This is a genomic window from Comamonas resistens, from assembly GCF_030064165.1.
GTDB lineage: Bacteria > Pseudomonadota > Gammaproteobacteria > Burkholderiales > Burkholderiaceae_C > Comamonas > Comamonas resistens.
Window position 1 is genome coordinate 1,416,308 of record NZ_CP125947.1, and the last position, 26,419, is coordinate 1,442,726.

Here is a 26,419-nt window from a genome sequence, read left to right on the forward strand (position 1 = left end):
TTGAAATCATAGTCCGGTGTTGTGGGCTCCCGCTTGCTTCATCTGCACCAGCAGCTGCAGCAAGCGGTTGGCGGGCGTGGCAACCCCCAGTGTCTGCCCGCGCCGCACCACATAGCCGTTGAGATGATCAATTTCCGTGGGCTTGCCGCGTGACAGGTCTTGCGCGGTGGAGGACAACTGGCCCGGCATGGTGCGGGCGATGGCTGCAATGGCCTCGTCAATCTGCGCGGGCAGTTTCACTCCATCGGCCCGGGCGACGGCCTTGCACTCGTTGGCGATGTCCTGCATGACGGCAGCGGTGCCTGTTTGCGCCACCAGCCAGCCATAGGGCTGCTGGGTCAGGGCAGAGAGCGCGTTGTAGACGCAGTTGATGATGAGCTTTTGCCAAAGTGACGAACGCACGTCATCCGATATCTGGGTGGGAATGCCGGCGGCACTGAACTGCCGTGCAATTTCAGGCCCTTGCGGGCAGGAGGCGATGACCAGCTCGCCCCGGCCAAAGTGGCGCACATGGCCGGGACCGGCCATGGCTGTGGCCACATAGACCACGGTGGCGGCCACGGGTTGGCAGCCCAGGATGGAGCGCATGCGTTCGTCGTTGTCCACGCCGTTTTGCAGGCTCAGTATCTGGGTATGCGGTGCCAGATAAGGCTTGATCTGGGCTGCAGCGGTTTCCGTGTCGGTGGACTTGACACAGAACAGCACGACATCAGCCCCCGCCACTGACTGAGCGCTGGTGCTGGCGGTCACGGGGATGTGGGTGTCCTGCTCAGCCGTCTGCAGCCGCAGGCCATGCTCGCGAATGGCTTGCACATGCGACTCGCGGCCAATCAGAGTGACGGCATGGCCGGCACGCGCCAGCAAGGCGCCGAAATAGCAGCCCACCGAGCCCGCCCCCAGGACGGCAACAGACAGCGAAGGCTTGGAGGAGGAGTGAGCTGATGAGGTCATGGACTATGAAAGTTCAAGTCTTGAGCTTGAGCAGGTAGCTCATGAGCTGCGCCGTAGAGGTTTCGATTTCCAGAAAGTCCTGCAGCGATTTTCCTGTCTGCCACGAGGCATTCCAGCTGTTGCTGCTCAGGCTTTGCTTCCAGCTGGCCTGGTTTGTTGCAAATTCAATAGCTGCAGTCATTTGCTGGGAGCGCGCTGCAGGCAGGTTTTTACCTGTAAAAACAGCACGCCAGTTGGACATCTCCGCGTCAACGCCCTGGTCACGCATGGAGGCAATGCCGAACAGGGTTCGCCGGGAGGAGACGCCAAGCGCGCGCAGCTTGCCACTTTGCAGGGCATCCCGGAACTCGCTGTAGCCCGAGATACCTACCTGTACCTGCTTTTGCAGCAAGGCCTGTACCACGTCGTTGCCGCCCGGAAAAGCCTTGTACTGCAATTGCTCGGCATTGGCCTTGGACAGGCGGGCCAGCATTCCTGCGTACATATGGTCCACACCGCCCGCAGATCCGCCGGCAACAGTCACCGAGGCCAGGTTTTCGCGCATGGCCTTGGCCAGAGACTTGGGGTCGCTGATGGGGGAGTCTGCAGGTACGGCCACGACCAGGTAGTCGCTGGTCAGGCGTGCCAGGGCTTGCACTTTCTGCAGATCCGCAGACGCCTTGTTCAAGGCCAGCGCACCGACCATGACCATGCCTCCGATCATCAGGCTGTTGGGGTCGCTGCCATAGCGCTGGGTGTATTCGGCCAGTCCGATGGTGCCACCCTTGCCGCCTATGTTTTCGTAGATGACCTTGTCGACCATGCCGCTGCTGGTCAGTGCTGTACCGAGCGCCCGCCCCGTCTGGTCCCAGCCGCCGCCGGGGTTGGCCGGAATCACGATGCGTATCTGTGCCCCCAGGCGCAGTGCCGGGTTGGTTTGCGCGCTTGCCATGCCCAGGCTGGAGCTCGCAAGCAGGGCCGAGGAGTAGCCCAGCCACTGGCGGCGTGAAAGGGCGTGGCCGGTGATTTTGCGGATAGGGTCAGTCATGGCTTGTTTCCTTTTGTTAAGCCGGCATGGTGCCTGGCGTGCAAGCAAAGGCTTGCTGACCTGAGCTACATGCAAAAAAGCCCCGGCTTTTACGGGCCAGGGCTTGATAGCAGGAATCGGCATGGTACCGATTGTGCAGCTTGACTTTACAGCGAGTCGATGAAGCTGCGCAGCTTGTCGGAGCGCGAGGGGTGCTTGAGCTTGCGCAGCGCCTTGGCTTCGATCTGGCGGATACGCTCGCGCGTCACGTCGAACTGCTTGCCCACTTCTTCCAGCGTGTGGTCGGTGGACATCTCGATACCGAAGCGCATGCGCAACACCTTGGCTTCGCGTGGTGTCAGGCCGTCAAGGATGTCCTTGACCACGTCGCGCAGGCCGGCCTGCATGGCGGCGTCGATAGGCGCGGTGTTGTTGCCGTCCTCGATGAAATCGCCCAGGTGGGAATCGTCGTCGTCGCCGATGGGGGTTTCCATCGAGATCGGCTCCTTGGCGATCTTCATGATCTTGCGGATCTTGTCCTCGGGGATCTCCATCTTGGCTGCCAGGATGGACGCATCGGGCTCGAAGCCAAACTCTTGCAAGTGCTGGCGCGAGATGCGGTTCATCTTGTTGATGGTTTCGATCATGTGCACGGGGATGCGGATCGTGCGGGCCTGGTCGGCGATGGAGCGCGTGATGGCCTGACGAATCCACCAGGTTGCATAGGTCGAGAACTTGTAGCCGCGGCGGTATTCGAACTTGTCCACGGCCTTCATCAGGCCGATATTGCCTTCCTGGATCAGGTCCAGGAATTGCAGGCCGCGGTTGGTGTACTTCTTGGCGATGGAGATCACGAGACGCAGGTTGGCCTCGATCATTTCCTTCTTGGCATCGCGGCTGGCGCGCTCGCCGTTGTTCATGCGCTTGTTGATGCTCTTGAGCTCATCCAGCGGAACGACCACGCGGGCCTGCAGGTCGATCAGGTTCTGCTGCAGCTCCTGCACGGGGGGGATGTTGCGCTCCAGCACGGCGCTGTAGGGCTTGCCGGCATTGGCGTGCTTGATCACCCATTCCAGATTCAGCAGGTTGGGCGGGAAGTCCTTGATGAACTGCTCCTGCGACATGCCGCACTTGTCTACGATGATCTTGCGCAACTCGCGTTCCTTCTTGCGCACGTCGTCCACCTGGGCGCGCACCAGATCGCAGAGCTTCTCGATGGTCTTGGCCGTGAAGCGGATGGTCATCAGCTGTTCGGTGATGGCCTTTTGCACCTTCATGTATGCCTCGGTGCCGTAGCCTTCCTTGTCATACACCTTGTGCATCTTGTCGAAGAGTTCGCGCATGGCGTCGAAGCGGCTCAGCGCTTCGTTCTTCAGCTCTTCGAGCTTCTTGGTCAGTGCCTTGGAGCCGCCCTTGCCGTCGTCGTCGTCTTCTTCGTCGTATTCGTCGAAGTCTTCCTCGGCCACATAGTCGTCGTTTTCGTCGGCGTTGACGAAGCCGTCCACCACGGTGGAGATGACGACCTTGCCTTCGCGGATTTCCTCGGCCATGGTCAGGATTTCGGCGATGGTCGCAGGCGAAGCCGAGATGGCTTCCATCATGTCCATCAGGCCGCCTTCAATGCGCTTGGCGATTTCGATTTCGCCTTCGCGCGTCAGCAGCTCGACCGTGCCCATTTCACGCATATACATGCGCACAGGGTCGGTGGTGCGACCGAATTCGGAGTCCACGGTGGACAGAGCCGCTTCGGCTTCTTCTTCCGCTTCTTCCTCGGTGGTGGCCGACTGGCCGGTGTTGTTCAGCAGCAGGGTTTCCGCATCGGGAGTCTGCTCGTACACAGCCACGCCCATGTCGTTCAACATGGAGATCACGACTTCCAGCGTCTCGGCGTCGACCAGCTTGTCGGGCAGGTGGTCGTTGATTTCGGCGTGCGTCAGGTAGCCGCGAGTCTTGCCCAGCTTGATCAGCATCTTCAGACGCTGACGGCGGGTGTTCATTTCCTCTTCGGTCAGAACGGTCTCGTCCAGGCCGAATTCCTTCATCAAGGCACGTTCCTTGGCCTTGCTGATCTTCATGCGCAGAGGCTTGACCTTCTCGGCGGGAGCGGAAGAGGCTTCTGCAGTCACTTCTTCTTCGACCTCACCTTCCAGATCGCTGTCGATGTCCGACAGGTCTGCGTCGTCCATGTCCTCGTCCTTGGCCTTGGGCTTGCGACCACGCTTGGCAGGTGCCTTGGCGGCGTCGGCGCTTGCAGCGGGAGCCTTGGCTGCAGCGGTCTTCTTGGCGGCAGGCTTCTTCACCGCAGGCGTTGCGGCTGCATCTTCATCTTCGGCAGCCTTCTTGCGGCCGCGCTTGGGGGTTGCCTGTGCCAGCAGCGCATCGGCCATGGCTTTGAGTTCGGCTTGTGACTTGGTAACCACTGTGGTGTCTTTCTTGGCTTCGGCCGCAGTTGCGGCACTCTTCTTCACTGCAGGCTTGCTGGTACTGGCCTTGGAGGGCGCTGCAGCGGAAGTGGAAGTTTTAGAGGTCTTGGGCTTCGCGGAAGCTTCGGGGGCCTGCTTGGACTTCACGGACTTTGAAACGGGCATGAACACCTCTCACGGTACGAACACACACAAACACACAAAGGAAAACGGAATATGCAAACAAACGCCACGCATGCTGGCGCGCAATCAGGCCGGGCCTGATCAGAATGAGCAAGAAGCTCCTGGGCAAGATATTGGGGCGATCATTTGGTGTGCAGTCCTTGCGGAAATTGGGCCATGCAGTTGCTGCCATCACGTGATTCCTTCACGGGGCCCTGGCCGGAGGTGCTGCTGTCGCTCTTGCCTCTAACCTTTAAATTATACCTTTTAATCAGATGTCAAGAGCTGGCACTCATAATTACAGATAATTTTTTTCGTCTTTCCTGAAATTCAATGTAGCGCCTTGCTGCAGTTGGATCTGTTGCTATTTCTTTAAGGGCTTTTCCTTCTTCGCGCTTCAGATGCTCCACCAAAATCAGGTTCAGGGTGCCACGCAGCTCACGGCGCAACTCCTCGACTTCGCCTTCGGGCGTGGCATGAGCACCATTCATCAGCTTGCTGGCCAGGGCCTCGCAAGCAGCGCCTTGCATCTGTTCGCGCAGAACCGCCCAGGAACGGGGGCCTGATTCAGTAAATTGGGCTTCCAGCCAGCGAAACAAGGGCGCATGGCTGCTGTTGCAGCTCGCCAGCGCATCGAAGTCCTCATGGGTCATTTCTTCCATGAACTCCATATGGCACATCAGCATGCGGGCTGCCTGATCTTCCCGGCTCACGGGCGTGGGGCGGGGGCCCAGAGGTGGAGGAGTCCAGTCTTCGCCTTTTTTGCCCCAGGGCTTGCGCTGGCGGTTGCTGAACTCGAGCCGTCTGCGCCAGCTGCCGCCGTCCTGTGGCGGGTGAGCAGCCGGGGTGCCGGGCATCTCCCATTCCGGCGCGCTGTCCCAGCTCTGGGGATGTGCATCCCACTCGGGCGCCTGATTGTCGGGGGCCGCGGGGGCGCGTCGTGCAATGGGAGCGGTACGTGCCGCTTCCTGGGCCCAGATGTCGGAGAGGTCGCGGGTGTCGAGCTGTGCCAGAGAGGCAATCTCGGACAGCAACTGGCGCTTGAGCGCGCCATCAGGCAGCAGCGACCACAGCGGCCTGGCGTTGCTGGCCATATGGGCACGGCCCTCGGTCTGGCCCAGGTCGCAGCCCTCGCTGGCCGCTTCTATGAGAAAGCGGCTCAGCGGTGTGGCATCGCCTACATAGCGGGAGAAGGCTTCGGGGCCGAACTCGCGGATAAAGCTGTCCGGGTCATGCTCGGATGGCAGAAACAGAAACTTGATGGAGCGAGTGTCCGTGGCCAGGGGCAGGGCGGCATCGAGCGCCTTGCGCGCCGCGCGCCGGCCCGCGCCGTCGCCGTCAAAGCTGAAGACCACGGCGTCGGTGAAGCGAAACAGCTTTTGCACATGTTCTGGCGTGCAGGCCGTACCCAGTGTGGCCACGGCATTGGCAAAGCCCAGCTGCGCCAGTGCCACCACGTCCATATAGCCCTCGGTGACCAGGGCATAGCCCATGTCGCGCAGCGCCTGGCGGGCTTCATAAAGGCCGTAGAGCTCGCGGCCCTTGTGAAAGACCGGGGTTTCTGGGGAATTCAGGTATTTGGGCTTTTCATCGCCAAACACGCGCCCGCCAAAACCTATGCATTCGCCTTTGACATTGCGAATGGGAAACATCAGCCGGTCGCGGAAGCGGTCATAGCGGCGGCTGTCTTCTTCGCCGACGATGATCAGCCCGCATTCCTCAAGTTGCGGGTTGTCGTACTCGGCAAACACGCTGGCCAGGCCATGCCAGCCCGCGGGGGCGTAACCCAGGCCGAAGCGCTTGGAGACTTCGCCCGAGACGCCGCGCTTTTTCAGATATTCGATGGCCTTGGGCGCCGCCCTTAAATGCTTGCGATAGGACTCGCCGGCTTTTTCCAGCAGGTCGCTCAGGGTCTCGGCCTTCTGCTTTTGCTGGGCCTGGCGTTGGCGCTCGGCAGGGCTGATGTCGTCTTGCGGCACTTGCAGGCCGCATTGATTGGCAAGCTCCTGCACGGCCTCGACAAAGCCCATGCCGGCATGCTCCATCAGAAAGCCGATGGCGTTGCCGTTCTTGCCGCAGCCAAAGCAGTGAAAAAACTGCTTGCTGGGGCTGACAGTGAAGGAGGGCGACTTCTCGCTGTGGAACGGGCACAGGCCCATGAAGTTGGCGCCGCCCTTTTTGAGCTGCACATAGCGACCCACGATGTCGACCACGTCGACGCGGGACAGCAACTCTTGGATAAACGATTGGGGAATGGCCACCCGCGTATTTTGCCTTGATGAGCAATCCCCGGGCGGCAGGCAAAAAAAAGCCTGCACCCTTGGGTGCAGGCCTGGTCTCCGGTTGTCTGGATCTTGTCCAGACGCTCCTCTAAAACGTCTCCTCCTCCACACCATCCTGAGAGATTCAGGCCGGGCTCCGTGCGGGGAGGGAACCCGACATGTCTGCCTGTGCAGGCAGTCATCGTCTCAAGACATATGCGCATTCTAAGATTGATTCGCGGCTCTTTGCATTGCCATGTCAGATAAATGATGTCTTATAGATGACTTGCATGAAAAGAGAGCATGGATGCCTGCGAGGGTGAGCATGATCTTGTTCTCAAGCCTATGTTTTTAATGGATTTAATGCTTTTTCAGAAACTGCTGAAATGATTGCCGGTGAGCAATGCCCCTGTGGGGTACTTTGCTTTTGCCCGCGAGAGTGGAGCCGGCTCTCAGGGAATCAGAGGCTTGATGCAGATCAGTGACTTGCGCGCCTGTTCCGTGAACAACTGGGGAATCCGCTGGGTTGTAAGCCTGCTGTTCAGCAAACTGCGTTAGAAAAGCTGCAGGAGACAAATATGACGAGTTCTTACGACCTGCACCTGAACCCCAATACCGCCAACTATGCGGCACTGACCCCTTTGCATTTCATTGCGCGCACGGCCGAGGTCTATCCCGAGCGCCTAGCCATCGTCCATGGCGACCTGCGCCAGAGCTGGGGCCAGACCTATGTGCGCTGTCGCCAGCTGGCCAGCAGCCTGCAGAAAATCGGCATTGGCAAGAACGACACCGTGGCCGTGATGCTGCCCAACACGCCGCCCATGGTGGAGGCGCATTTTGGCGTACCCATGTCGGGTGCGGTGCTCAACACGCTCAATACCCGGCTGGATGCCGAAACCCTGGCCTTCATGCTGGATCACGGCGAAGCCAAGGCGCTGATCGTGGACCCGGAGTTCACGGCCGTGATGGCCAAGGCGTTGAAGCTGCGCAAGAGCGGCAAGACCATTCATGTGATTCAGGTCGAAGACGCCGTCTACGGCGCAGCCGCCGAGCAGATTGGAACCATCGACTACGAAAGCTTTGTGGCCCAGGGCGATGCAGATTTCGACTGGCAGCCGCCTGTCAACGAGTGGGATGCCATTGCGCTGAACTACACCAGCGGCACCACGGGCAACCCCAAGGGCGTGGTTTACCACCACCGCGGCGCGCACAACAATGCCATCAGCAATGTGCTGGAGTGGGACATGCCCAAGCATGCCGTCTATCTATGGACGCTGCCCATGTTCCATTGCAATGGCTGGTGCTTCCCCTGGACGGTGGCGGCGCGTGCAGCGGTGAACGTCTGCCTGCGCCGGGTGGATGCGCAGGCGATCTTTGACGCCATCCGCAATCATGGCGTGACGCATTACTGCGGTGCGCCCATCGTGCACAGCCTGCTGGTCAATGCGCCGGCTGCGATGAAGGAGGGGGTGCCCATGGGTGTCAAGGCCATGGTGGCGGGGGCCGCGCCACCGGCCTCGATGATCGAAGGCATGGAAGCCATGGGCTTTGACATCACCCATGTCTACGGCCTGACCGAGACCTATGGTCCGGCCACGGTCTGCGCCAAGCACGAGAGCTGGAATGCACTCGATATCGGCGAGCGCGCACGCCTCAATTCGCGTCAGGGCGTGCGCTACCATCTGCAGCGCTCGGCGGCGGTGCTGGACCCCGAGACCATGCAGCCCGTGCCGCACGACGGCCAGACCATGGGCGAGATCATGTTCCAGGGCAATATCGCCATGAAGGGCTATCTCAAGAACCCGCAGGCGACGGACGAGGCTTTCCGTGGCGGCTGGTTCCATAGCGGCGACCTGGCGGTGCAGCACCCCGATGGCTATATCCAGATCAAGGACCGCAGCAAGGACATCATCATCTCGGGCGGCGAAAACATTTCTTCCATCGAGGTTGAAGATGTGCTGTACCGCCATCCTGCAGTGCTGGCCGCTGCCGTGGTGGCCAAGCCCGACCTCAAGTGGGGCGAGACGCCTTGCGCTTTTGTGGAGCTCAAGGCCGGCGCCGAAACCACGGCAGAGGACATCATTGCCCACTGCAAAAAGCATCTGGCTGGCTACAAGGTGCCGCGCAATGTGGTGTTTGGCGAGCTGCCCAAGACCAGCACGGGCAAGATCCAGAAGTTCGAGCTGCGCAAACAGGCGGGTGAAAACTCGGCTCCTACCGTCTGAGCCGGACACTGTTTGCCCCATGAGAAGTCCGAGTCGTCAAGGCTTGGGCTTTTTATTTCATAGCTGCTTGCGCACATTATTCATAGAGTTTCAAGGGATTCATGGCCAAAATCTATGAATACCAAGCGCAAGCAGCTCTGCTTTGAATAGCGTATCAAACAGTGCCAGCCTGTTCAGGCTTTATGCGCTGCCAGCCTTCGGGCGTCACGCGCAGCACCTCGGCGCGGTGTATGTCTCCATCAATATGCCAGTCGCTGAGCACGATGCGCCACTGCTCGTTGCCCAGCGCATGGTCGGCAGGCTGATGAGTATGGCCATGAATCAGCCAGGGCGCTTGCGCCGCCTGCATCCAGGTGGCGCTCATCTGCGCATCGGCATCCGCGTAGGGCGTGTCGCTTTGCTTGCGTTGCTCGCTTTCGCTTCTGGCGGATTTGCCAATCGCGCGGCGTATGGTCAGTGGCTGGGCCAGCAACTGCTGCTGCCAGGCGGCCGAGCGTGAGACCGCGCGAAACTGCTGGTACTCCACATCGTCCAGGCACAGCGCATCGCCATGGCTGAGCAAGATGTTCGGGCCGGCCCAGTGCAGCACCGTCGGGTCGGACAAGCCTGTCATGCCGCTGCGGCGCAGAAATGCTTGACCGGCCAGAAAGTCGCGGTTGCCGACCATGAAGAACAGCGGGCGCTGCTGCGCCGCCTCGCGTAGCACAGCAGCGCATTCGGCTTCAAAGCTGCCGGACTCATCCAGAGCATCGTCACCCACCCAGACTTCAAACAGATCGCCGAGCATAAAGATGGCGTCGGCGCTGCTGCGCGCCAGATAGTCACGCCAGGCTTCAACCGTCTGTGGCTCCGAAGGCTGCAGATGCAGATCGGAAATAAAGTCGATAGCCCGCCAGTCGGGTGCGCCTTGCAACTGCGCCACCTGAGGGGCAGCCGTACGGGGATCTGAATGAACGGTGGATTCAGTCATTTGAAAAATAAGCGGCTTCTAAAACAACAACGGCCTCGTGCGAGAGACGGCAAGCAAGGGCCGCCCCGCAGCGAGGCCGTCGTCCCCCTCCGCGAAGCAGAGAGGGGGAAGGCGCGTTAGCGCCCCAGGGGGAGATTACAGGGCCACTGCCTTGTCGATCACCACGGCGTCGAAAGGCACGTCGTCATGGAAGCCCTTGCGCGTGGTGCGCACCTTCTTGATGGCGTCCACGACTTCCTCGCCCTTGACCACCTTGCCGAACACGGCATAGCCCCAGCCCTGGCCGGTGGGGGCGGTGTGGTTCAGGAAGCCGTTGTCCACGGTGTTGATGAAGAACTGGGCGGTGGCGCTGTGAGGATCGCTGGTACGAGCCATGGCAATGGTGTACTTGTCGTTCTTCAGGCCGTTCTTGGCTTCGTTTTCGATAGGAGCCTGGGTGTCCTTTTGCTTCATGTCAGCCGCAAAGCCGCCGCCCTGGATCATGAAATTCTTGATCACGCGGTGGAAGATGGTGCCGTTGTAGAAGCCGCTGTTCACATAGTTCAGGAAGTTCTCGGTGGACTTGGGGGCGTTCACGGCGTCCAGTTCCAGGGTGATCACGCCTTGAGTTGCGGTCTCGGCCACGTTGATGGTCACGTGCAGTTCGACTTGGGGGTTGCTCATGTCTGTACTTTCTTGAAGTGTGAGAGGGAGGGGGCGCTGTCATGCATTGCGGCGCCGCCATGGTGGAAGAGGGTTTACTTGACCTCGGTCGCCGAGATGATGGTCACGGGCGTCGTAGGCACATTTTGGTGCATGCCGCGGTTGCCCGTGGCGACAGCGCGGATTTTGTCCACCACATCCATGCCCTTGATGACCTTGCCGAATACGGCATAACCGTAGCCGTCAGGCTTGGGGGCGTTCAGCATGTCGTTGTTCACCACATTGATGAAGAACTGTGAAGTGGCCGAATTGGGGTTGCCGGTGCGTGCCATGGCAATCGTGCCGCGGTCGTTCTTCAGGCCGTTGCTGGCTTCGAGCGGGATGGGCGCGCGAGTGGTTTTTTCCTTCATGTCTGCATCCATGCCGCCGCCCTGGATCATGAAGCCATCGATGACGCGGTGGAACACCGTGCCGTCGTAGTGCTTGTCACGCACATATTGCAAGAAATTGGCCGTGCTCTTGGGCGCCTTGGCTTCATTGAGCTCGACCACGATGTCGCCCATGCTGGTCTTGAGCTGCACCTTGGACTGCGCCTGGGCAAAACTGGGGGCAGCAAAAATAGTAGCTGTCAGCGCAATGGCTGAAAGGGCTTTAAGGCTGTTTCGGCGAATTTTCAGCATGGTCTCATCCTTGTTGGGAAGCCTGGACATCCATGGAATTATGAAAGTGCAGGCTCGGAGCTGAGGGCGCCAGCCTGCTTTCGCAAGAGGCGTAACTAGAAATGAAAAGAAACGGAAGCGCAGAGAGCGGGGTTTAGTGCTGCGCAGGTGCTGCAGGTGCTAAAGGGGCTGGGGTGGGCGCCGCAGCTGTCGGCTGCAGCAACTCCTTGAGCTGCTTGAGCTTGGGGTTCAGGGCCGCAGGGCGGCCGCCCTTGGCCCGGGATTGGGCATAGGCCTGATAAGCCAGGCGCGCATAGATATCGCCCAGGTTTTCGTAGGCCACCGCGTAGTTCGGGTTGTTGCGCACCGCAGACTCCAGTGCTGCGCGGGCTTTGTCCAGCTCACCCTGGCGGGCATAGATCACGGCCAGGTTGTTATAGGGCTCGGGTAGCTCCGGATATTCCTCGGTCAGCTGGCGAAAGGCGGTGATGGCGTCTTCCGTCTTGTTGTCATTGGTCAGGGCAATAGCCCGCAAAAAGCGCATTTGCGGATCGCGGGAATTCTTGGCCAGATATTCGTCGGCTTTTTTCAGCGCCTGCGGTGCTTTGCCAGTTTTGAGCAGTTGGGAGACATCTGCGTAAGCATCGGCGTAGGCGCTACCGGCAGCCAGCATGACAGCAATTGCTGCCACCCGTGCTGCCGAACTCAACAAGTTGCGTACAGGCATGTAGGTGCTTTCTATATGCCGCAAGAGAGCTCTGCGGCACGGGCTTATACTGGCGGGAATTGTAGCTGAGGGGTGTATGGAGCCTGGGCGTCGGTAAGGGCCGTTGTGTGTCCGGATGCTTGTGCGCATTTTTCAGCCTCAGGGTATGGCAGGCACGGTTGATGCAAAGCAGCATGCCGGTGCGGCTGGTGGCCACCCTCTCTCCCTATTTCAAGATTCATGAGTTTGCGTATCTACAACACGCTGTCGCGTGCATTGGAATCGTTTTCGCCCATCGAACCGGGCCATGTGCGCATGTATGTATGCGGCATGACGGTGTACGACCTCTGCCATCTGGGTCATGCCAGATCCATGGTGGCTTTCGATGTGGTTCAGCGCTGGCTGCGTGCCAGCGGCTATCGCGTGACCTATGTGCGCAACATCACCGACATCGATGACAAGATCATCAGGCGTGCGGTGGAGAACGGCGAGACCATTCGCAGCCTGACCGATCGAATGATCGACGCGCTGCACCAGGATGCCGATGCACTGGGTATCGAGCGTCCCACGATGGAGCCACGCGCCACCGAATATGTGCCGCAGATGCTCTCCATGATTGGCATGCTGCAGACCAAGGGACTGGCCTATCAGGCCGGCAATGGCGACGTGAACTATGCTGTGCGCAAGTTCCCTGGTTACGGCAAGCTCTCGGGCAAGTCGCTGGACGAGCTCAACGCCGGCGAACGCGTAGCCGTGGCCGATGGCAAGCATGATCCGCTGGACTTTGTGCTGTGGAAATCCGCCAAGGCCGAGGAGCCTGCCGATGTGAAATGGCAAAGCCCGTTCGGCGAGGGGCGTCCCGGCTGGCATATCGAATGCTCGGCCATGGGCTGCGAGTTGCTGGGTGAGAGCTTTGACATCCACGGTGGCGGTGCGGACCTGCAGTTCCCCCATCATGAGAACGAGATTGCCCAGAGCGAAGGTGCTACCGGCAAACCGTTTGCTGCGACCTGGATGCACAACGGCTTCATCAACGTGGACAACGAGAAAATGTCCAAGTCGCTGGGCAACTTCTTCACCATCCGCGACGTGCTCAAGGAATACGACGCCGAGACCGTGCGTTTCTTCGTCGTGCGCAGCCATTACCGCAGCCCGCTCAACTATTCGAACGTGCACCTGGACGATGCTCGCAGTGCCTTGAAACGTCTGTACACGGCACTGAGTCTGGTGGCGGCTGATGAGGTGCAGGTGGATTGGAGCAATCCTTATGCGGCTCGCTTCAAGGCGGCCATGGACGAAGACTTCGGCACGCCCGAAGCGGTCGCCGTGCTGTTCGAGCTGGCTGCTGAAGTCAACCGCAGCAAGTCTCCTGCTGTGGCGGGTCTGCTCAAGGCGCTGGGCGCAAGCCTGGGTCTGCTGCAGGATGATCCGCAGAAGTTTCTGCAGGCTGGTACCGCAGGCGTGGATGCTGCCGCCGTTGAGGCGCAGATTGCCGCACGTGCTGCAGCCAAGGCTGACAAGAACTGGGCCGAGGCCGACCGCATCCGCAAGGAGCTGCTGGAGCAGGGCATCGTGCTCAAGGATTCGGCCTCCGGCACGACCTGGGAAGCGGCGGCCAAGGGTTGATCTTGATGCATAACCCTGTCAACCGTCGCTGCGGTGCTGGAGGCCTCGCATGAGCGCGGCCAAACACCTGGACACCATGGAGTACGAGCAGCTGCCGCTGGTGGCTGATCTGCCCGTGCTCGTCGGGCCCAAGGCTCCTCTGCCAGTGGCTCCGATGGGAGTTGCGGCGCACGTAGAAGCTCCTGCGGGGATGAGCAAGGACACGGCGCCTGCAAAAGCCATTGTGGCTGCCAAGCCGGCTGCTCCCAAGGTGCAACTGACATTGCCTGAGGGCGTTCCTGCTTACTGGGCAGAAGCCTGTCGCCAGCTGATGCGACGCGACCGCGTGCTCAAGCGGCTGATTCCTCTGCTCAGCAGTCAGGCGCTGCCGCCGCGCGAGCAGTGTCGGGATGAAGCCTTTGCCACGCTGGCACGTTCCATCGTGGGTCAGCAGATTGCCGTCAAATCGGCCAAGACGCTGTGGAACAAGTTTTCCAGGCTGCTGGCCGAGATAAAGCCCGAGCTAGTGCTCAAGCTCAAGGTGGACGATATGCGTGCTGCGGGGCTGTCGGCGCGCAAGGTGGACTATCTGGTCGATCTGGCGCTGCACTTCACGGAAAACCGTTTGCGCATGGACGAGTGGGAGCAGATGGGGGACGACGCCATCATTGCCGAGCTCATGGCCATCCGTGGTCTGAGCCGTTGGACGGCTGAAAATTTTCTGATCTACTACCTGGCGCGGCCCAATGTGCTGCCGCTCGATGATGCCGGTTTGATACAGGGCATCTCTCTCAATTATTTTTCGGGTGATCCTGTCAGTCGCAGTGATGCCCGAGAGGTTGCCGAGGCTTGGAAACCGTGGTGTACGGTTGCAACTTGGTATATTTGGCGCTCGCTCGAGGCGCAGCCTGTGGCTGGATGACATCTGTCCACTGGCCGATTGCAAGCGTTGCAACAGGCTGGCACAAGGAGAAATACGTTGGCGAAAAAGAACTTTCTGGATTTTGAGCAGCCCATCGCCGAGCTCGAATCCAAAATTGAAGAACTGCGTTATGTGCAAACGGAAAGCGCAGTCGATATCTCGGAAGAAATCGATCAGCTCAGCAAAAAAAGCCTGCAGCTGACTAAGGATATCTACAGCGATCTGACCCCCTGGCAGATCACCAAGATTGCCCGCCATATCGAGCGTCCCTACACGCTCGACTATTTGCGCGAGTGCTTTACCGACTTTGTCGAGATGCATGGCGATCGTCACTTTGCGGATGATCAGTCCATCGTCGGCGGTCTGGCTCGTTTCAACGGCCAGCCCTGCATGGTGATCGGCCATCAAAAGGGCCGCGATACCAAGGAGCGCACGCTGCGCAACTTCGGTATGACGCGCCCCGAAGGCTATCGCAAGGCCTTGCGTCTGATGAAGACGGCCGAGAAGTTCAAGCTGCCTGTGTTCACCTTTGTGGATACGCCCGGTGCCTTCCCCGGTATCGACGCCGAAGAGCGCGGTCAGTCCGAAGCCATTGGTCGCAACATCTATGAAATGTCGCAGCTGCAGACTCCCATCATCACCACCATCATCGGTGAGGGTGGCTCGGGCGGTGCACTGGCGATTGCCGTGGCTGACCAGGTTCTGATGCTGCAGTACTCCGTGTACTCGGTGATCAGCCCCGAAGGCTGCGCTTCCATTCTGTGGAAGACGGGCGAAAAGGCACAGGAAGCAGCGGATGCCATGGGCATCACCGCTCATCGCCTGAAGGCTCTGGGGCTGGTCGACAAGATAGTCAGCGAACCTGTAGGTGGTGCTCATCGCGATCCCAAGCAAATGGGTGCCTTCCTCAAGCGTGCGCTGGGCGATGCCTTGCGTCAGCTGTCGGATCTCAAGCCCAAGGAGCTGCAGGATCGCCGCTACGAGCGCATCCAGAGCTACGGCAAGTTTGCCGATACCAAGGCGGACAATCGCTGATCGCGGCGCTCTAATGCCCCTTGTACACAATGGCTCCTTAGGGAGCCATTTGTATTTGAGCAACGGCAAACCAGTCTGGCTTTCAATGAAAAAGGCCTCAAGCCCTTTGCTGAAAAGCGGTGATAGCTATGAAATGTGACTATTGAGGAGTGGTGGCGTATGTCAGGCAAATCTAAGGCGCTTGTGAATGTGGTGGATCAGGCCGTCGCGGCATTCGATCCTCCTTTGCCTCTGGCGATTGCCTTCAGCGGCGGAGCGGATTCGTCGGCTTTGCTGCTGGCCTGCCATGCGCGTTGGCCCGGGCTGGTGAGGGCCATTCATGTGCACCATGGCTTGCAGGAGGCAGCGGATGGCTTCCAGCTGCACTGCGAGCATCTTTGTGCTCAACATGCCATACCGCTCAAGGTCTGCAAGATTGATGCTCGTCACGAGCCGGGGCAAAGCCCCGAAGATGCGGCGCGGCAAGGACGTTATCAGGCGCTGATCGATGCGACGACCCAAAGCTGGGTGGATGACGAGGGGCGAGAGCTGGAGCCCGTGTGCTCCATCGCGCTGGCCCAGCATGCGGACGACCAGGTGGAGACCTTGCTGCTCGCGCTCTCGCGTGGTGCCGGTGTGGCGGGGTTGGCGGCCATGCCGTTTCAGTGGCAGAGGGCGGGACTGCAATGGTTCAGGCCTTTGCTGGCGGTGCCTGGCCAGGCATTGAGAGATTGGTTGGTGCAGAAAGAGGTGGCTTGGGTGGAAGACCCGTCCAATAACGACCAAGGCTATACCCGCAACCGCATTCGCGCCCAGTTGCTGCCGGTTCTGGAGCAGGTGTTTCCTCAATTTCGCAGCACCTTCGCACGCAGCAGTGCGAACTGTGCCCAGGCGGCTGATCTGCTGAGTGACCTGGCTGCATCAGACCTGCTGGCTGTGGGCGTGCCGCCGCGTATCCGCGACCTGCAGGCCTTGCCGCTGGCGCGTCAGTCCAATGTCCTGCGTCATTGGCTGCTCAGTGCATATCACACGACACCCACCGCGGCCCAGCTTGCGCAGCTCGTTGCGCAGGTCGGCGTTTGCACTACGCGAGGGCACCGCATCCATATCAAGGTGGGACGGGGTTTTGTGGAACGCCAGGGGGCAAGTCTCGGTTGGTACAATTCCTAGGTTTTGGTTTTTTTACCTGTACGAAAACCGCCGGCGCGCCAAAACCTTTGTGATCTGCGCCGTGGCTGCTGTTTCGTCACCCTTTAGTATCCAATGGCACTGATCGTTCATAAATACGGCGGCACCTCGATGGGCTCGACAGAGCGCATCCGCAACGTCGCCAAGCGCGTGGCCAAGTGGGCTCGGGCAGGTCACCAGATGGTGGTTGTGCCCAGCGCCATGAGTGGCGAAACCAACCGTTTGCTGGGTCTGGCCAGCGAGCTGGCACCCAGTCACGCACAGACTTCGTACTACCGTGAGCTGGACATGCTGGCCGCCACTGGCGAGCAGGCATCGTCTGCACTGCTGGCCATTGCGCTGCAGGGCGAAGGCGTGGAGTCGGTCAGCTACGCTGGCTGGCAAGTGCCGGTGCGCACCGACAGCAGCTACACCAAGGCGCGCATCGAATCGATTGACGACAAGCGCGTGCGTGCCGATCTCGAGGCCGGCCGTGTGGTCATCGTCACGGGCTTCCAGGGTATCGATCCTGACGGCAACATCACCACCCTGGGTCGAGGCGGCTCGGACACCTCTGCCGTGGCCGTGGCTGCTGCCATGAAGGCGGCTGAATGCCTGATCTATACCGATGTGGATGGCGTCTACACCACCGACCCTCGCGTGGTGCCCGCTGCCAAGCGCCTGGGTACGGTGAGCTTTGAAGAGATGCTGGAAATGGCCAGCCTCGGCTCCAAGGTGCTGCAGATCCGTTCCGTGGAATTTGCCGGCAAATACAAGGTGCCCATGCGCGTGCTCTCCAGCTTCACGCCCTGGGACATCGATCTGGAAGAAGAAGCCAAGTCCGGCACGCTGATTACTTTTGAGGAAGACGAAAAAATGGAAAAGGCTGTCGTATCCGGCATCGCTTTCAACCGCGGCGAAGCCAAGATCTCCGTGCTCGGCGTGCCCGACACCCCCGGCGTGGCTGCTGCCATCCTGGGCCCTGTGGCCGATGCCAACATCGAAGTCGATGTGATCATCCAGAACATCTCCAAGGATGGCAAGACAGACTTCTCCTTCACCGTCAGCCAAGGTGACTACCAGCGCGCTATGGATTTGCTGCGTGAAAAGGTTGTGCCTGCCCTGGGTGCTTCCGAAGTGGTGGGCAATCCCAATATCGCCAAGGTCAGCATCGTTGGCATCGGCATGCGCAGCCATGTGGGCGTGGCTTCCACCATGTTCCGCACGCTGAGCAAGGAAGGCGTGAACATCCAGATGATCTCCACCTCCGAGATCAAGACCTCTGTCGTGATCGACGAGAAGTACCTGGAACTGGCTGTACGTGCCTTGCACACGGCCTTCGGTTTGGATAAAAGCGAATAATTTTCGCGACTTTCCAAAAACAGCTCAAAAAGCTGTTTACAATAACGTCATTCCGGAAACGTGACCGAGTGGCCGAAGGTGCTCCCCTGCTAAGGGAGTATGGGGTGTAGAGCCTCATCGAGGGTTCGAATCCCTCCGTTTCCGCCAAATCAAAGAAAAAGCCGAAAGGCTTTTTCTTTTTGTCAAGGTCTCTTGGGTTTTGACAAAAGGTTTCAAAACTTTGGTTTGAGTACAGAAAACTGTGCTACAATGCAAGGCTTCGCTGATCGCAGCAAGCAACGGGATTTGAAATTGGTTTTGGCTGATTTTGTCTCGGTTCCTTAAAAAAATACAGCCGATAAGCGTGGGCGTTTGGTGGCAAGCAGCCAGTTCTACGGAACAAACTCTTCGGAGTTATCAAACGTTCACAAAAACAGTAATAAAGAAGATTTATCTTCTGATTTCCGTCAAGTGAATGAGCAGTCGAAAGACTTTAAATTCAAGATCGAACTATAGAGTTTGATCCTGGCTCAGATTGAACGCTGGCGGCATGCTTTACACATGCAAGTCGAACGGCAGCACGGACTTCGGTCTGGTGGCGAGTGGCGAACGGGTGAGTAATACATCGGAACGTGCCTAGTAGTGGGGGATAACTACTCGAAAGAGTGGCTAATACCGCATGAGATCTACGGATGAAAGCAGGGGACCTTCGGGCCTTGTGCTACTAGAGCGGCTGATGGCAGATTAGGTAGTTGGTGGGGTAAAGGCTTACCAAGCCTGCGATCTGTAGCTGGTCTGAGAGGACGACCAGCCACACTGGGACTGAGACACGGCCCAGACTCCTACGGGAGGCAGCAGTGGGGAATTTTGGACAATGGGCGCAAGCCTGATCCAGCAATGCCGCGTGCAGGATGAAGGCCCTCGGGTTGTAAACTGCTTTTGTACGGAACGAAAAGCCTGAGGCTAATATCCTCGGGTCATGACGGTACCGTAAGAATAAGCACCGGCTAACTACGTGCCAGCAGCCGCGGTAATACGTAGGGTGCAAGCGTTAATCGGAATTACTGGGCGTAAAGCGTGCGCAGGCGGTTTTGTAAGACAGTGGTGAAATCCCCGGGCTCAACCTGGGAACTGCCATTGTGACTGCAAGGCTAGAGTGCGGCAGAGGGGGATGGAATTCCGCGTGTAGCAGTGAAATGCGTAGATATGCGGAGGAACACCGATGGCGAAGGCAATCCCCTGGGCCTGCACTGACGCTCATGCACGAAAGCGTGGGGAGCAAACAGGATTAGATACCCTGGTAGTCCACGCCCTAAACGATGTCAACTGGTTGTTGGGTCTTAACTGACTCAGTAACGAAGCTAACGCGTGAAGTTGACCGCCTGGGGAGTACGGCCGCAAGGTTGAAACTCAAAGGAATTGACGGGGACCCGCACAAGCGGTGGATGATGTGGTTTAATTCGATGCAACGCGAAAAACCTTACCCACCTTTGACATGTACGGAAGTTACCAGAGATGGTTTCGTGCTCGAAAGAGAACCGTAACACAGGTGCTGCATGGCTGTCGTCAGCTCGTGTCGTGAGATGTTGGGTTAAGTCCCGCAACGAGCGCAACCCTTGCCATTAGTTGCTACATTCAGTTGAGCACTCTAATGGGACTGCCGGTGACAAACCGGAGGAAGGTGGGGATGACGTCAAGTCCTCATGGCCCTTATAGGTGGGGCTACACACGTCATACAATGGCTGGTACAAAGGGTTGCCAACCCGCGAGGGGGAGCTAATCCCATAAAGCCAGTCGTAGTCCGGATCGCAGTCTGCAACTCGACTGCGTGAAGTCGGAATCGCTAGTAATCGTGGATCAGAATGTCACGGTGAATACGTTCCCGGGTCTTGTACACACCGCCCGTCACACCATGGGAGCGGGTCTCGCCAGAAGTAGGTAGCCTAACCGCAAGGAGGGCGCTTACCACGGCGGGGTTCGTGACTGGGGTGAAGTCGTAACAAGGTAGCCGTATCGGAAGGTGCGGCTGGATCACCTCCTTTCTGGAAAAACGCTGCTTAAAATTGAACGTCCACACTTATCGGTTGTTGGAACAAGCCAAGGCCTGGCACTGATCGAAGCAATTCGAGAGGGGCGAGGAATTGGAATGGGTCTGTAGCTCAGCTGGTTAGAGCACTGTGTTGATAACGCAGGGGTCGTTGGTTCGAGCCCAACTAGACCCACCAAAAATTCCAATGTCTGGTGAGAAGGATCCCGGGGGATTAGCTCAGCTGGGAGAGCACCTGCTTTGCAAGCAGGGGGTCGTCGGTTCGATCCCGTCATCCTCCACCAAAAACGGCGCACTAAAAGTGCTACAATCGAAGGCTTCCCAATACAAAAGCAGTCTGCGTCAGACTGCTTTTGTATTGAGATACATCTCAATAGGCTGTTCTTTAAAAATTCATAGAGTCGAAATCAGCGTTGCTGGTGGAAAGCGAAATCGAAAGATATTCGCACCGTGCCGCCAGCAACATTTTGATTGCGTCAAAACAGATATTTTGCGAATGCGAAATTATCTAGTAATGACGAATATTCTCTAAGCTGCATTGAAAGATGCAGCCAAAGATATTCACATTACGGCATAACGCGTGAGGTGCAAGACCTCACCAGTCTTTGAAATCTAGAGCTTTGTGCTTCGCAAGAGGCATCAAAGTTATAGGGTCAAGTGACTAAGAGCATATGGTGGATGCCTTGGCGATGATAGGCGACGAAAGACGTGATAGCCTGCGATAAGCTTCGGGGAGCTGGCAAATAAGCTTTGATCCGGAGATTTCTGAATGGGGGAACCCACCTCGCAAGAGGTATCGCATACTGAATACATAGGTATGCGAAGCGAACCTGGAGAACTGAAACATCTAAGTACCCAGAGGAAAAGACATCAACCGAGATTCCGATAGTAGTGGCGAGCGAATTCGGAAGAGCCTTGCAGTGATAGTCGATCGGTTAACAAAACGGCATGGAAAGGCCGACCATAGTGGGTGATAGTCCCGTATGTGAAAACCGATCGGTGGTACTAGGCTGCAGACAAGTAGGGCGGGGCACGAGAAACCCTGTCTGAATATGGGGGGACCATCCTCCAAGGCTAAATACTCATCATCGACCGATAGTGAACCAGTACCGTGAGGGAAAGGCGAAAAGAACCCCGGGAGGGGAGTGAAATAGATCCTGAAACCGTATGCTTACAAAAAGTCGGAGCCCTTCGGGGTGACGGCGTACCTTTTGTATAATGGGTCAGCGACTTACATTCAGTGGCAAGCTTAACCGAATAGGGGAGGCGAAGAGAAATCGAGTCCGAATAGGGCGACTAGTCGCTGGGTGTAGACCCGAAACCAAGTGATCTATCCATGGCCAGGATGAAGGTGCCGTAACAGGTACTGGAGGTCCGAACCCACTAATGTTGCAAAATTAGGGGATGAGCTGTGGATAGGGGTGAAAGGCTAAACAAACTTGGAAATAGCTGGTTCTCTCCGAAAACTATTTAGGTAGTGCCTCAAGTATTACCGTCGGGGGTAGAGCACTGTTTAGGCTAGGGGGTCATGGCGACTTACCAAACCTATGCAAACTCCGAATACCGACGAGTACAGCTTGGGAGACAGAGCACCGGGTGCTAACGTCCGGACTCAAGAGGGAAACAACCCAGACCGCCAGCTAAGGTCCCTAAAATTGGCTAAGTGGGAAACGAAGTGGGAAGGCTAAAACAGTCAGGATGTTGGCTTAGAAGCAGCCATCATTTAAAGAAAGCGTAATAGCTCACTGATCGAGTCGTCCTGCGCGGAAGATGTAACGGGGCTAAGCCAGTTACCGAAGCTGCGGATGCACAGTTTACTGTGCGTGGTAGGAGAGCGTTCTGTAAGCCTGTGAAGGTGTCTGGTAACGGATGCTGGAGGTATCAGAAGTGCGAATGCTGACATGAGTAGCGTTAAAGGGGGTGAAAAGCCCCCTCGCCGTAAGCGCAAGGTTTCCTACGCAACGTTCATCGGCGTAGGGTGAGTCGGCCCCTAAGGCGAGGCAGAGATGCGTAGCTGATGGGAAACAGGTCAATATTCCTGTACCGATCAATAGTGCGATGTGGGGACGGAGAAGGTTAGCTCAGCCAACTGTTGGATATGTTGGTTCAAGCCTGTAGTCGTGCCTGGTAGGCAAATCCGCCAGGCTGAGATGAGGGGTGATAACGAGTCTGCTTGCAGACGAAGTGAGTGATACCCTGCTTCCAGGAAAAGCCACTAAGCTTCAGCTATTGACGACCGTACCGCAAACCGACACTGGTGCGCGAGATGAGTATTCTAAGGCGCTTGAGAGAACTCAGGAGAAGGAACTCGGCAAATTGACACCGTAACTTCGGGAGAAGGTGTACCCCAAGTCAGTGAAGTTGAACAAACGGAGCTAAAAGGGGTTGCAAAAAATTGGTGGCTGCGACTGTTTAATAAAAACACAGCACTCTGCAAACACGAAAGTGGACGTATAGGGTGTGACGCCTGCCCGGTGCTGGAAGATTAAATGATGGGGTGCAAGCTCTTGATTGAAGTCCCAGTAAACGGCGGCCGTAACTATAACGGTCCTAAGGTAGCGAAATTCCTTGTCGGGTAAGTTCCGACCTGCACGAATGGCGTAACGATGGCCACACTGTCTCCTCCTGAGACTCAGCGAAGTTGAAATGTTTGTGATGATGCAATCTCCCCGCGGAAAGACGGAAAGACCCCATGAACCTTTACTGTAGCTTTGTATTGGACTTTGAACGGATCTGTGTAGGATAGGTGGGAGGCTTTGAAGTGCGGTCGCTAGATCGCATGGAGCCAACGTTGAAATACCACCCTGGTGCGTTTGAGGTTCTAACCTAGGTCCATTATCTGGATCGGGGACAGTGCATGGTAGGCAGTTTGACTGGGGCGGTCTCCTCCCAAAGCGTAACGGAGGAGTTCGAAGGTACGCTAGTTACGGTCGGACATCGTGACGATAGTGCAATGGCATAAGCGTGCTTAACTGCGAGACTGACAAGTCGAGCAGATGCGAAAGCAGGACATAGTGATCCGGTGGTTCTGTATGGAAGGGCCATCGCTCAACGGATAAAAGGTACTCTGGGGATAACAGGCTGATACCGCCCAAGAGTTCATATCGACGGCGGTGTTTGGCACCTCGATGTCGGCTCATCTCATCCTGGGGCTGTAGTCGGTCCCAAGGGTATGGCTGTTCGCCATTTAAAGAGGTACGTGAGCTGGGTTTAAAACGTCGTGAGACAGTTTGGTCCCTATCTTCCGTGGGCGCTGCAGATTTGAGGAAGCCTGCTCCTAGTACGAGAGGACCGGAGTGGACACACCTCTGGTGTACCTGTTGTCACGCCAGTGGCATCGCAGGGTAGCTAAGTGTGGAAGAGATAACCGCTGAAAGCATCTAAGCGGGAAACTCGTTTCAAGATGAGATCTGCCGGGGCCTTGAGCCCCCTGAAGGGTCGTTGTAGACCACGACGTTGATAGGCTGGGTGTGGAAGCGCAGTAATGCGTTAAGCTAACCAGTACTAATTGCCCGTGCGGCTTGACCCTATAACTTTGGGTTGAAGCTCAGAAAATGAAGACGGAATGGATCGAAAGATCGTTCAAGTTATGCCAAGTGATGGCGCAATCGAAAAGCTGATAGAAGACTCTATGAATTCGTTGGAGAGAGAGTAAGGGATTAAGAAGTTAATGCCCAAGCGATCGATCCGACAAAAAGTTTATGCCTGATGACCATAGCGATTTGGTACCACTCCTTCCCATCCCGAACAGGACAGTGAAACGAATTTGCGCCGATGATAGTGCGGGTTCCCGTGTGAAAGTAGGTCATCGTCAGGCTCTTACAGAGAAAAACCCCGTAGTCATATGACTACGGGGTTTTTTATTTGATGAATCGGTATTCATGATATTGCTTGCGCAGTAGTGGACAGGGAAGGAGTCAGGTATGCAGTTGCAGGACATGTTGTATTCACAGGGCTTTGGCATTCGCCGCGTCTGTTCCGGTCTGGTGCAGCAGGGCTGGGTGGAGCTGTGGAATACGGAAACCGAGTCCTGGGAAAAAGTGCTCGACTCAACCCTGGACATTGATCCTGAAGGCATGAGCTTCAGGGTTCAAGGTGTGGAGTGGGAATATCACGCCCTGGGCTATGTATTGCTGCACAAGCCCGCAGGGACCGAGTGCTCGCAAAAACCGTCGGCTTACCCCAGCATCTATACCTTGCTGCCTTCTCCTTTGCGTTTGCGTCCCAACAAGGGGGCCGTGCAGGGTGTTCAGGCCGTGGGTCGCCTGGATCAGGATACGACGGGCATGTTGCTGCTCAGCGATGATGGCCAGTTCATTCACCGCATGTCTTCGCCCAAGAAGCATGTATCCAAGGTGTACCGGGTGACTTGCAAGCATGAGGTGGATGCTAAGCAGATCCAGAAGTTGCTGGATGGCGTGGTGCTTGATGACGATCCCAAGCCCGTCAAGGCTGCCGCTTGCGAACAGGTTGCTAGCCATGTGCTGGATCTGACCTTGACCGAAGGCAAGTACCACCAGGTCAAACGCATGATTGCGGCGGTGAGCAACCGGGTTGAGGGGCTGCATCGCCGACGCATCGGTGGCCTGGAGTTGCCAGCAGATCTGGCGCCTGGCCAATGGCGTTGGCTGACGGCCGATGAGCTGGATTTGCTAAAACCGGGCAAATAATCAAAGCGCTGATGAAAAAAAGCCTGCTGGTGGATGCCTGCAGGCTTTTTTGCTGGATGGGCTGGGTTAATGTGTGCGTGCTGAGCCTGGCAGAGACGCCTGCTGCAGCTTGCCAGCAGTTTGAGGCATGGAGCCAGGCAGGAAATCAATGCCGGTGCGGCGTACCAGCTCCTCATAGCTGATGGGCTGGGTGACGCGGGCTGCATCATCGTTGGCCTGCCAATGAGCCCAGGCTCGCTGGCTTTGGGCGTCATAGACCAGCTTGTACAAAAAGCTGGGCACTCTAACCTGATTAGCACCGACGGTGCCGGCATCGCTGGCGAAGACCGGGCCGGTGATGACATAGACATCGCCCGAGGCGCGTTGGGCATAGCTGCGCGTATCTTTTTCGATGCGAGCCCAGGGGCCACCGTTTTGCTTGATGGACTGGGGCACCATGTTTGCCAGCGAGAAGCTCTGAGCCATGGCTTGTGCGGTCGGCATATCGCCCGCCGGCGCCATATGGCCGCGCGAGTAGCCGGAGCGCTTGTAGTCATCAAGTTCCGCGCGCTCGTCACGGGGTAGGCGTGCATCGCTGTAGAACCGGTTGGTGCGCTTCTCGTCGGCATCATCGACCAGTGCCTTGTTTAGTCGCTGGGCGACAAAGACAGGTGTCTTGCTCTGGCCGCTGTGCAGCACGGCAAATGCGTCATAGCAAAGAGCACGCAGCTTGGGCTGATCGTTGAGCACGGGTGGCTTGCCATTGGCAAAAAACTGCGGGCATTGACTGAAGCCCTGGGTGCTGCGCGTGGGATTCTTGACCTGAGTATTGACTGGCTGAGAGCCGGATGCAGCGGGCAAAGGGATCTTGGCTGTGCAGGCGGCGCTGCTCAAAGCCAGAAAGGCGATGCCGGCGAGTTGTCGCCAATGGGCAAACAGCGGAGAGAAGGGGGAGGACTGTGCAGGAAAAGCGGAACGCATGCGCAAAAAAGGCGGAGGAAGATAAAGGAGGGGGCGGCAGCCGGGCTATCTCTGGCGCAGGCGCGACGCTTGATGCGTCGTTGCCAGCCTTGTTGTACTTTTGTATCGCTGTGGCTTTACCGGAGAGGTGATCTGGCGCGGGGCATCTAGCGCAAATCGTCGAGCTGAGGTGATATCAGCCGTGCTTCACTGATGAATAGCTATCCAAATGAGAGCTGTCTGCGCAATATTTGAAAGCATTTAAAGGAGAAAGAATTCCTCAAATGCTTTGCCGGAAGGCGCTAGATGCTCATATTTTATGAGCTCAATCTTGCATTGATGAATGTGCAGGTTTGCATGCGACAAATTCCGGAATCCAGAGGCAGACTTCGGCCAGCAGCTGGGTGGCCAGGGCCGGGTTGTGAATCTGCAGAATTTGCTGGGCAATTTCCAGGCTGGAAAGCTCACCACGCAAGGGCTGCAGCGGGTCAATGCCCGGCGCGCCTGATTCGATGGGAACCCAGGTCACGCGCAGCTTGCGTATCAGCTGCAGGTGCCAAGGTGTCAGCGGAGGCAGAGGGCTGGAAAAAACCGTTTGGACAATGTCGTGGCGATCGGCGCCGCTCCCGCGTTTGTGTTGCCATAGCCAGCCCAGGGAAGCTGTTGCAGCCACGGCAGCAAGCGTCGAGAGCAGCGCCCTGCGCTTCAT

General features: G+C 57.7%; 17 protein-coding genes, 3 tRNA genes and 3 rRNA genes. 13 read left to right on the forward strand and 10 right to left on the reverse strand.

Annotation, left to right across the window (positions count from 1 at the left end):
* Positions 1-6: 6 nt before the first annotated feature.
* From QMY55_RS06455 to dnaG, 4 genes are all read right to left on the reverse strand, one after another.
* The gene (locus QMY55_RS06455; RefSeq protein ID WP_283487851.1) at positions 7-951 is read right to left on the reverse strand and encodes a 2-dehydropantoate 2-reductase; all 945 of its coding nucleotides are present in this window, start codon (positions 949-951) and stop codon (positions 7-9) included.
* A 13-nt stretch (positions 952-964) separates the two neighbouring features.
* On the reverse strand, positions 965-1,978 hold the full coding sequence (locus tag QMY55_RS06460; protein WP_283487852.1) for a Bug family tripartite tricarboxylate transporter substrate binding protein: 1,014 nt from the start codon (positions 1,976-1,978) through the stop codon (positions 965-967).
* A gap of 146 nt (positions 1,979-2,124) precedes the next feature.
* The gene (gene rpoD, locus QMY55_RS06465) at positions 2,125-4,545 is read right to left on the reverse strand and encodes an RNA polymerase sigma factor RpoD (protein ID WP_283487853.1); all 2,421 of its coding nucleotides are present in this window, start codon (positions 4,543-4,545) and stop codon (positions 2,125-2,127) included.
* Positions 4,546-4,820: 275 nt separating this feature from the next.
* Positions 4,821-6,803 (reverse strand): DNA primase, encoded by a 1,983-nt coding sequence (gene dnaG, locus QMY55_RS06470; protein WP_283487855.1) that lies wholly within the window; start codon positions 6,801-6,803, stop codon positions 4,821-4,823.
* Between the two features lie 578 nt (positions 6,804-7,381).
* On the opposite strand from dnaG, the gene QMY55_RS06475 reads away from it, so the two are divergent.
* A complete protein-coding gene (locus tag QMY55_RS06475) occupies positions 7,382-9,028 on the forward strand; it encodes an acyl-CoA synthetase (RefSeq protein WP_283487856.1) in 1,647 nt (548 codons plus the stop codon).
* A 154-nt stretch (positions 9,029-9,182) separates the two neighbouring features.
* On the opposite strand, the gene QMY55_RS06480 is transcribed toward QMY55_RS06475, so the two are convergent.
* The 4 genes from QMY55_RS06480 to QMY55_RS06495 all read right to left on the reverse strand — a co-directional run bounded on the left by QMY55_RS06480 (position 9,183) and on the right by QMY55_RS06495 (position 12,026).
* Positions 9,183-9,998 (reverse strand): UDP-2,3-diacylglucosamine diphosphatase, encoded by an 816-nt coding sequence (locus tag QMY55_RS06480; protein WP_283487857.1) that lies wholly within the window; start codon positions 9,996-9,998, stop codon positions 9,183-9,185.
* Between the two features lie 135 nt (positions 9,999-10,133).
* Entirely contained in the window at positions 10,134-10,661 is a 528-nt protein-coding gene (locus tag QMY55_RS06485) for a peptidylprolyl isomerase (RefSeq protein ID WP_283487858.1), read from the reverse strand.
* Between the two features lie 74 nt (positions 10,662-10,735).
* A complete protein-coding gene (locus tag QMY55_RS06490; RefSeq protein WP_283487859.1) occupies positions 10,736-11,320 on the reverse strand; it encodes a peptidylprolyl isomerase in 585 nt (194 codons plus the stop codon).
* A gap of 133 nt (positions 11,321-11,453) precedes the next feature.
* Positions 11,454-12,026 (reverse strand): tetratricopeptide repeat protein, encoded by a 573-nt coding sequence (locus QMY55_RS06495; RefSeq protein ID WP_283487860.1) that lies wholly within the window; start codon positions 12,024-12,026, stop codon positions 11,454-11,456.
* A gap of 219 nt (positions 12,027-12,245) precedes the next feature.
* Between QMY55_RS06495 and cysS the strand changes: the two genes are divergently transcribed.
* The 12 genes from cysS (at position 12,246) to QMY55_RS06555 (ending at position 24,771) form a co-directional block, all read left to right on the forward strand.
* Positions 12,246-13,631 carry a cysteine--tRNA ligase gene (gene cysS / locus QMY55_RS06500; protein ID WP_283487861.1) on the forward strand — a complete coding sequence of 462 codons (1,386 nt, stop codon included), beginning with the start codon at positions 12,246-12,248 and terminating at the stop codon, positions 13,629-13,631.
* A gap of 49 nt (positions 13,632-13,680) precedes the next feature.
* Positions 13,681-14,532: a DNA-3-methyladenine glycosylase family protein gene (locus QMY55_RS06505; protein ID WP_283487862.1), complete on the forward strand. Its 852-nt coding sequence runs from the start codon at positions 13,681-13,683 to the stop codon at positions 14,530-14,532.
* 57 nt (positions 14,533-14,589) lie between these two features.
* Positions 14,590-15,567 (forward strand): acetyl-CoA carboxylase carboxyltransferase subunit alpha, encoded by a 978-nt coding sequence (locus tag QMY55_RS06510; protein ID WP_283487863.1) that lies wholly within the window; start codon positions 14,590-14,592, stop codon positions 15,565-15,567.
* 159 nt (positions 15,568-15,726) lie between these two features.
* Positions 15,727-16,716 carry a tRNA lysidine(34) synthetase TilS gene (gene tilS / locus QMY55_RS06515; protein WP_283487864.1) on the forward strand — a complete coding sequence of 330 codons (990 nt, stop codon included), beginning with the start codon at positions 15,727-15,729 and terminating at the stop codon, positions 16,714-16,716.
* A 93-nt stretch (positions 16,717-16,809) separates the two neighbouring features.
* Positions 16,810-18,075, forward strand: coding sequence for an aspartate kinase (locus tag QMY55_RS06520; RefSeq protein WP_283487865.1), 1,266 nt, complete (start codon positions 16,810-16,812; stop codon positions 18,073-18,075).
* A 54-nt stretch (positions 18,076-18,129) separates the two neighbouring features.
* A tRNA-Ser gene (locus QMY55_RS06525) sits at positions 18,130-18,222 on the forward strand.
* 339 nt (positions 18,223-18,561) lie between these two features.
* Positions 18,562-20,096: ribosomal RNA gene (locus QMY55_RS06530) — 16S ribosomal RNA — on the forward strand.
* Between the two features lie 106 nt (positions 20,097-20,202).
* A tRNA-Ile gene (locus QMY55_RS06535) sits at positions 20,203-20,279 on the forward strand.
* 30 nt (positions 20,280-20,309) lie between these two features.
* Positions 20,310-20,385, forward strand: a tRNA-Ala gene (locus QMY55_RS06540).
* Positions 20,386-20,752: 367 nt separating this feature from the next.
* Positions 20,753-23,630: ribosomal RNA gene (locus QMY55_RS06545) — 23S ribosomal RNA — on the forward strand.
* Positions 23,631-23,805: 175 nt separating this feature from the next.
* Positions 23,806-23,918 (forward strand): 5S ribosomal RNA (gene rrf, locus QMY55_RS06550).
* The 16S, 23S and 5S rRNA genes sit together here with 3 tRNA genes alongside, the layout of an rRNA operon.
* Positions 23,919-24,024: 106 nt before the next feature.
* Positions 24,025-24,771 carry a 16S rRNA pseudouridine(516) synthase gene (locus QMY55_RS06555; RefSeq protein WP_283487866.1) on the forward strand — a complete coding sequence of 249 codons (747 nt, stop codon included), beginning with the start codon at positions 24,025-24,027 and terminating at the stop codon, positions 24,769-24,771.
* A gap of 66 nt (positions 24,772-24,837) precedes the next feature.
* On the opposite strand, the gene QMY55_RS06560 is transcribed toward QMY55_RS06555, so the two are convergent.
* Both QMY55_RS06560 and QMY55_RS06565 read right to left on the reverse strand, forming a co-directional pair.
* A complete protein-coding gene (locus QMY55_RS06560; protein WP_283487867.1) occupies positions 24,838-25,731 on the reverse strand; it encodes a DNA/RNA non-specific endonuclease in 894 nt (297 codons plus the stop codon).
* Positions 25,732-26,035: 304 nt separating this feature from the next.
* Entirely contained in the window at positions 26,036-26,419 is a 384-nt protein-coding gene (locus QMY55_RS06565) for a hypothetical protein (RefSeq protein ID WP_283487868.1), read from the reverse strand.

What these genes read in the sequence shown, in the direction of transcription:
- QMY55_RS06505 (WP_283487862.1), top strand. Translation starts at nt 13,681, where the DNA reads ATGAGCGCGGCCAAACACCTGGACACCATGGAGTACGAGCAGCTGCCG.
- rpoD (WP_283487853.1), bottom strand. Translation starts at nt 4,545, where the DNA reads ATGCCCGTTTCAAAGTCCGTGAAGTCCAAGCAGGCCCCCGAAGCTTCC.
- QMY55_RS06460 (WP_283487852.1), bottom strand. Translation starts at nt 1,978, where the DNA reads ATGACTGACCCTATCCGCAAAATCACCGGCCACGCCCTTTCACGCCGC.
- QMY55_RS06495 (WP_283487860.1), bottom strand. Translation starts at nt 12,026, where the DNA reads ATGCCTGTACGCAACTTGTTGAGTTCGGCAGCACGGGTGGCAGCAATT.
- QMY55_RS06490 (WP_283487859.1), bottom strand. Translation starts at nt 11,320, where the DNA reads ATGCTGAAAATTCGCCGAAACAGCCTTAAAGCCCTTTCAGCCATTGCG.
- QMY55_RS06485 (WP_283487858.1), bottom strand. Translation starts at nt 10,661, where the DNA reads ATGAGCAACCCCCAAGTCGAACTGCACGTGACCATCAACGTGGCCGAG.
- QMY55_RS06555 (WP_283487866.1), top strand. Translation starts at nt 24,025, where the DNA reads ATGCAGTTGCAGGACATGTTGTATTCACAGGGCTTTGGCATTCGCCGC.
- QMY55_RS06455 (WP_283487851.1), bottom strand. Translation starts at nt 951, where the DNA reads ATGACCTCATCAGCTCACTCCTCCTCCAAGCCTTCGCTGTCTGTTGCC.
- QMY55_RS06520 (WP_283487865.1), top strand. Translation starts at nt 16,810, where the DNA reads ATGGCACTGATCGTTCATAAATACGGCGGCACCTCGATGGGCTCGACA.
- QMY55_RS06480 (WP_283487857.1), bottom strand. Translation starts at nt 9,998, where the DNA reads ATGACTGAATCCACCGTTCATTCAGATCCCCGTACGGCTGCCCCTCAG.
- tilS (WP_283487864.1), top strand. Translation starts at nt 15,727, where the DNA reads ATGTCAGGCAAATCTAAGGCGCTTGTGAATGTGGTGGATCAGGCCGTC.
- QMY55_RS06560 (WP_283487867.1), bottom strand. Translation starts at nt 25,731, where the DNA reads ATGCGTTCCGCTTTTCCTGCACAGTCCTCCCCCTTCTCTCCGCTGTTT.
- QMY55_RS06475 (WP_283487856.1), top strand. Translation starts at nt 7,382, where the DNA reads ATGACGAGTTCTTACGACCTGCACCTGAACCCCAATACCGCCAACTAT.
- cysS (WP_283487861.1), top strand. Translation starts at nt 12,246, where the DNA reads ATGAGTTTGCGTATCTACAACACGCTGTCGCGTGCATTGGAATCGTTT.
- QMY55_RS06565 (WP_283487868.1), bottom strand. Translation starts at nt 26,419, where the DNA reads ATGAAGCGCAGGGCGCTGCTCTCGACGCTTGCTGCCGTGGCTGCAACA.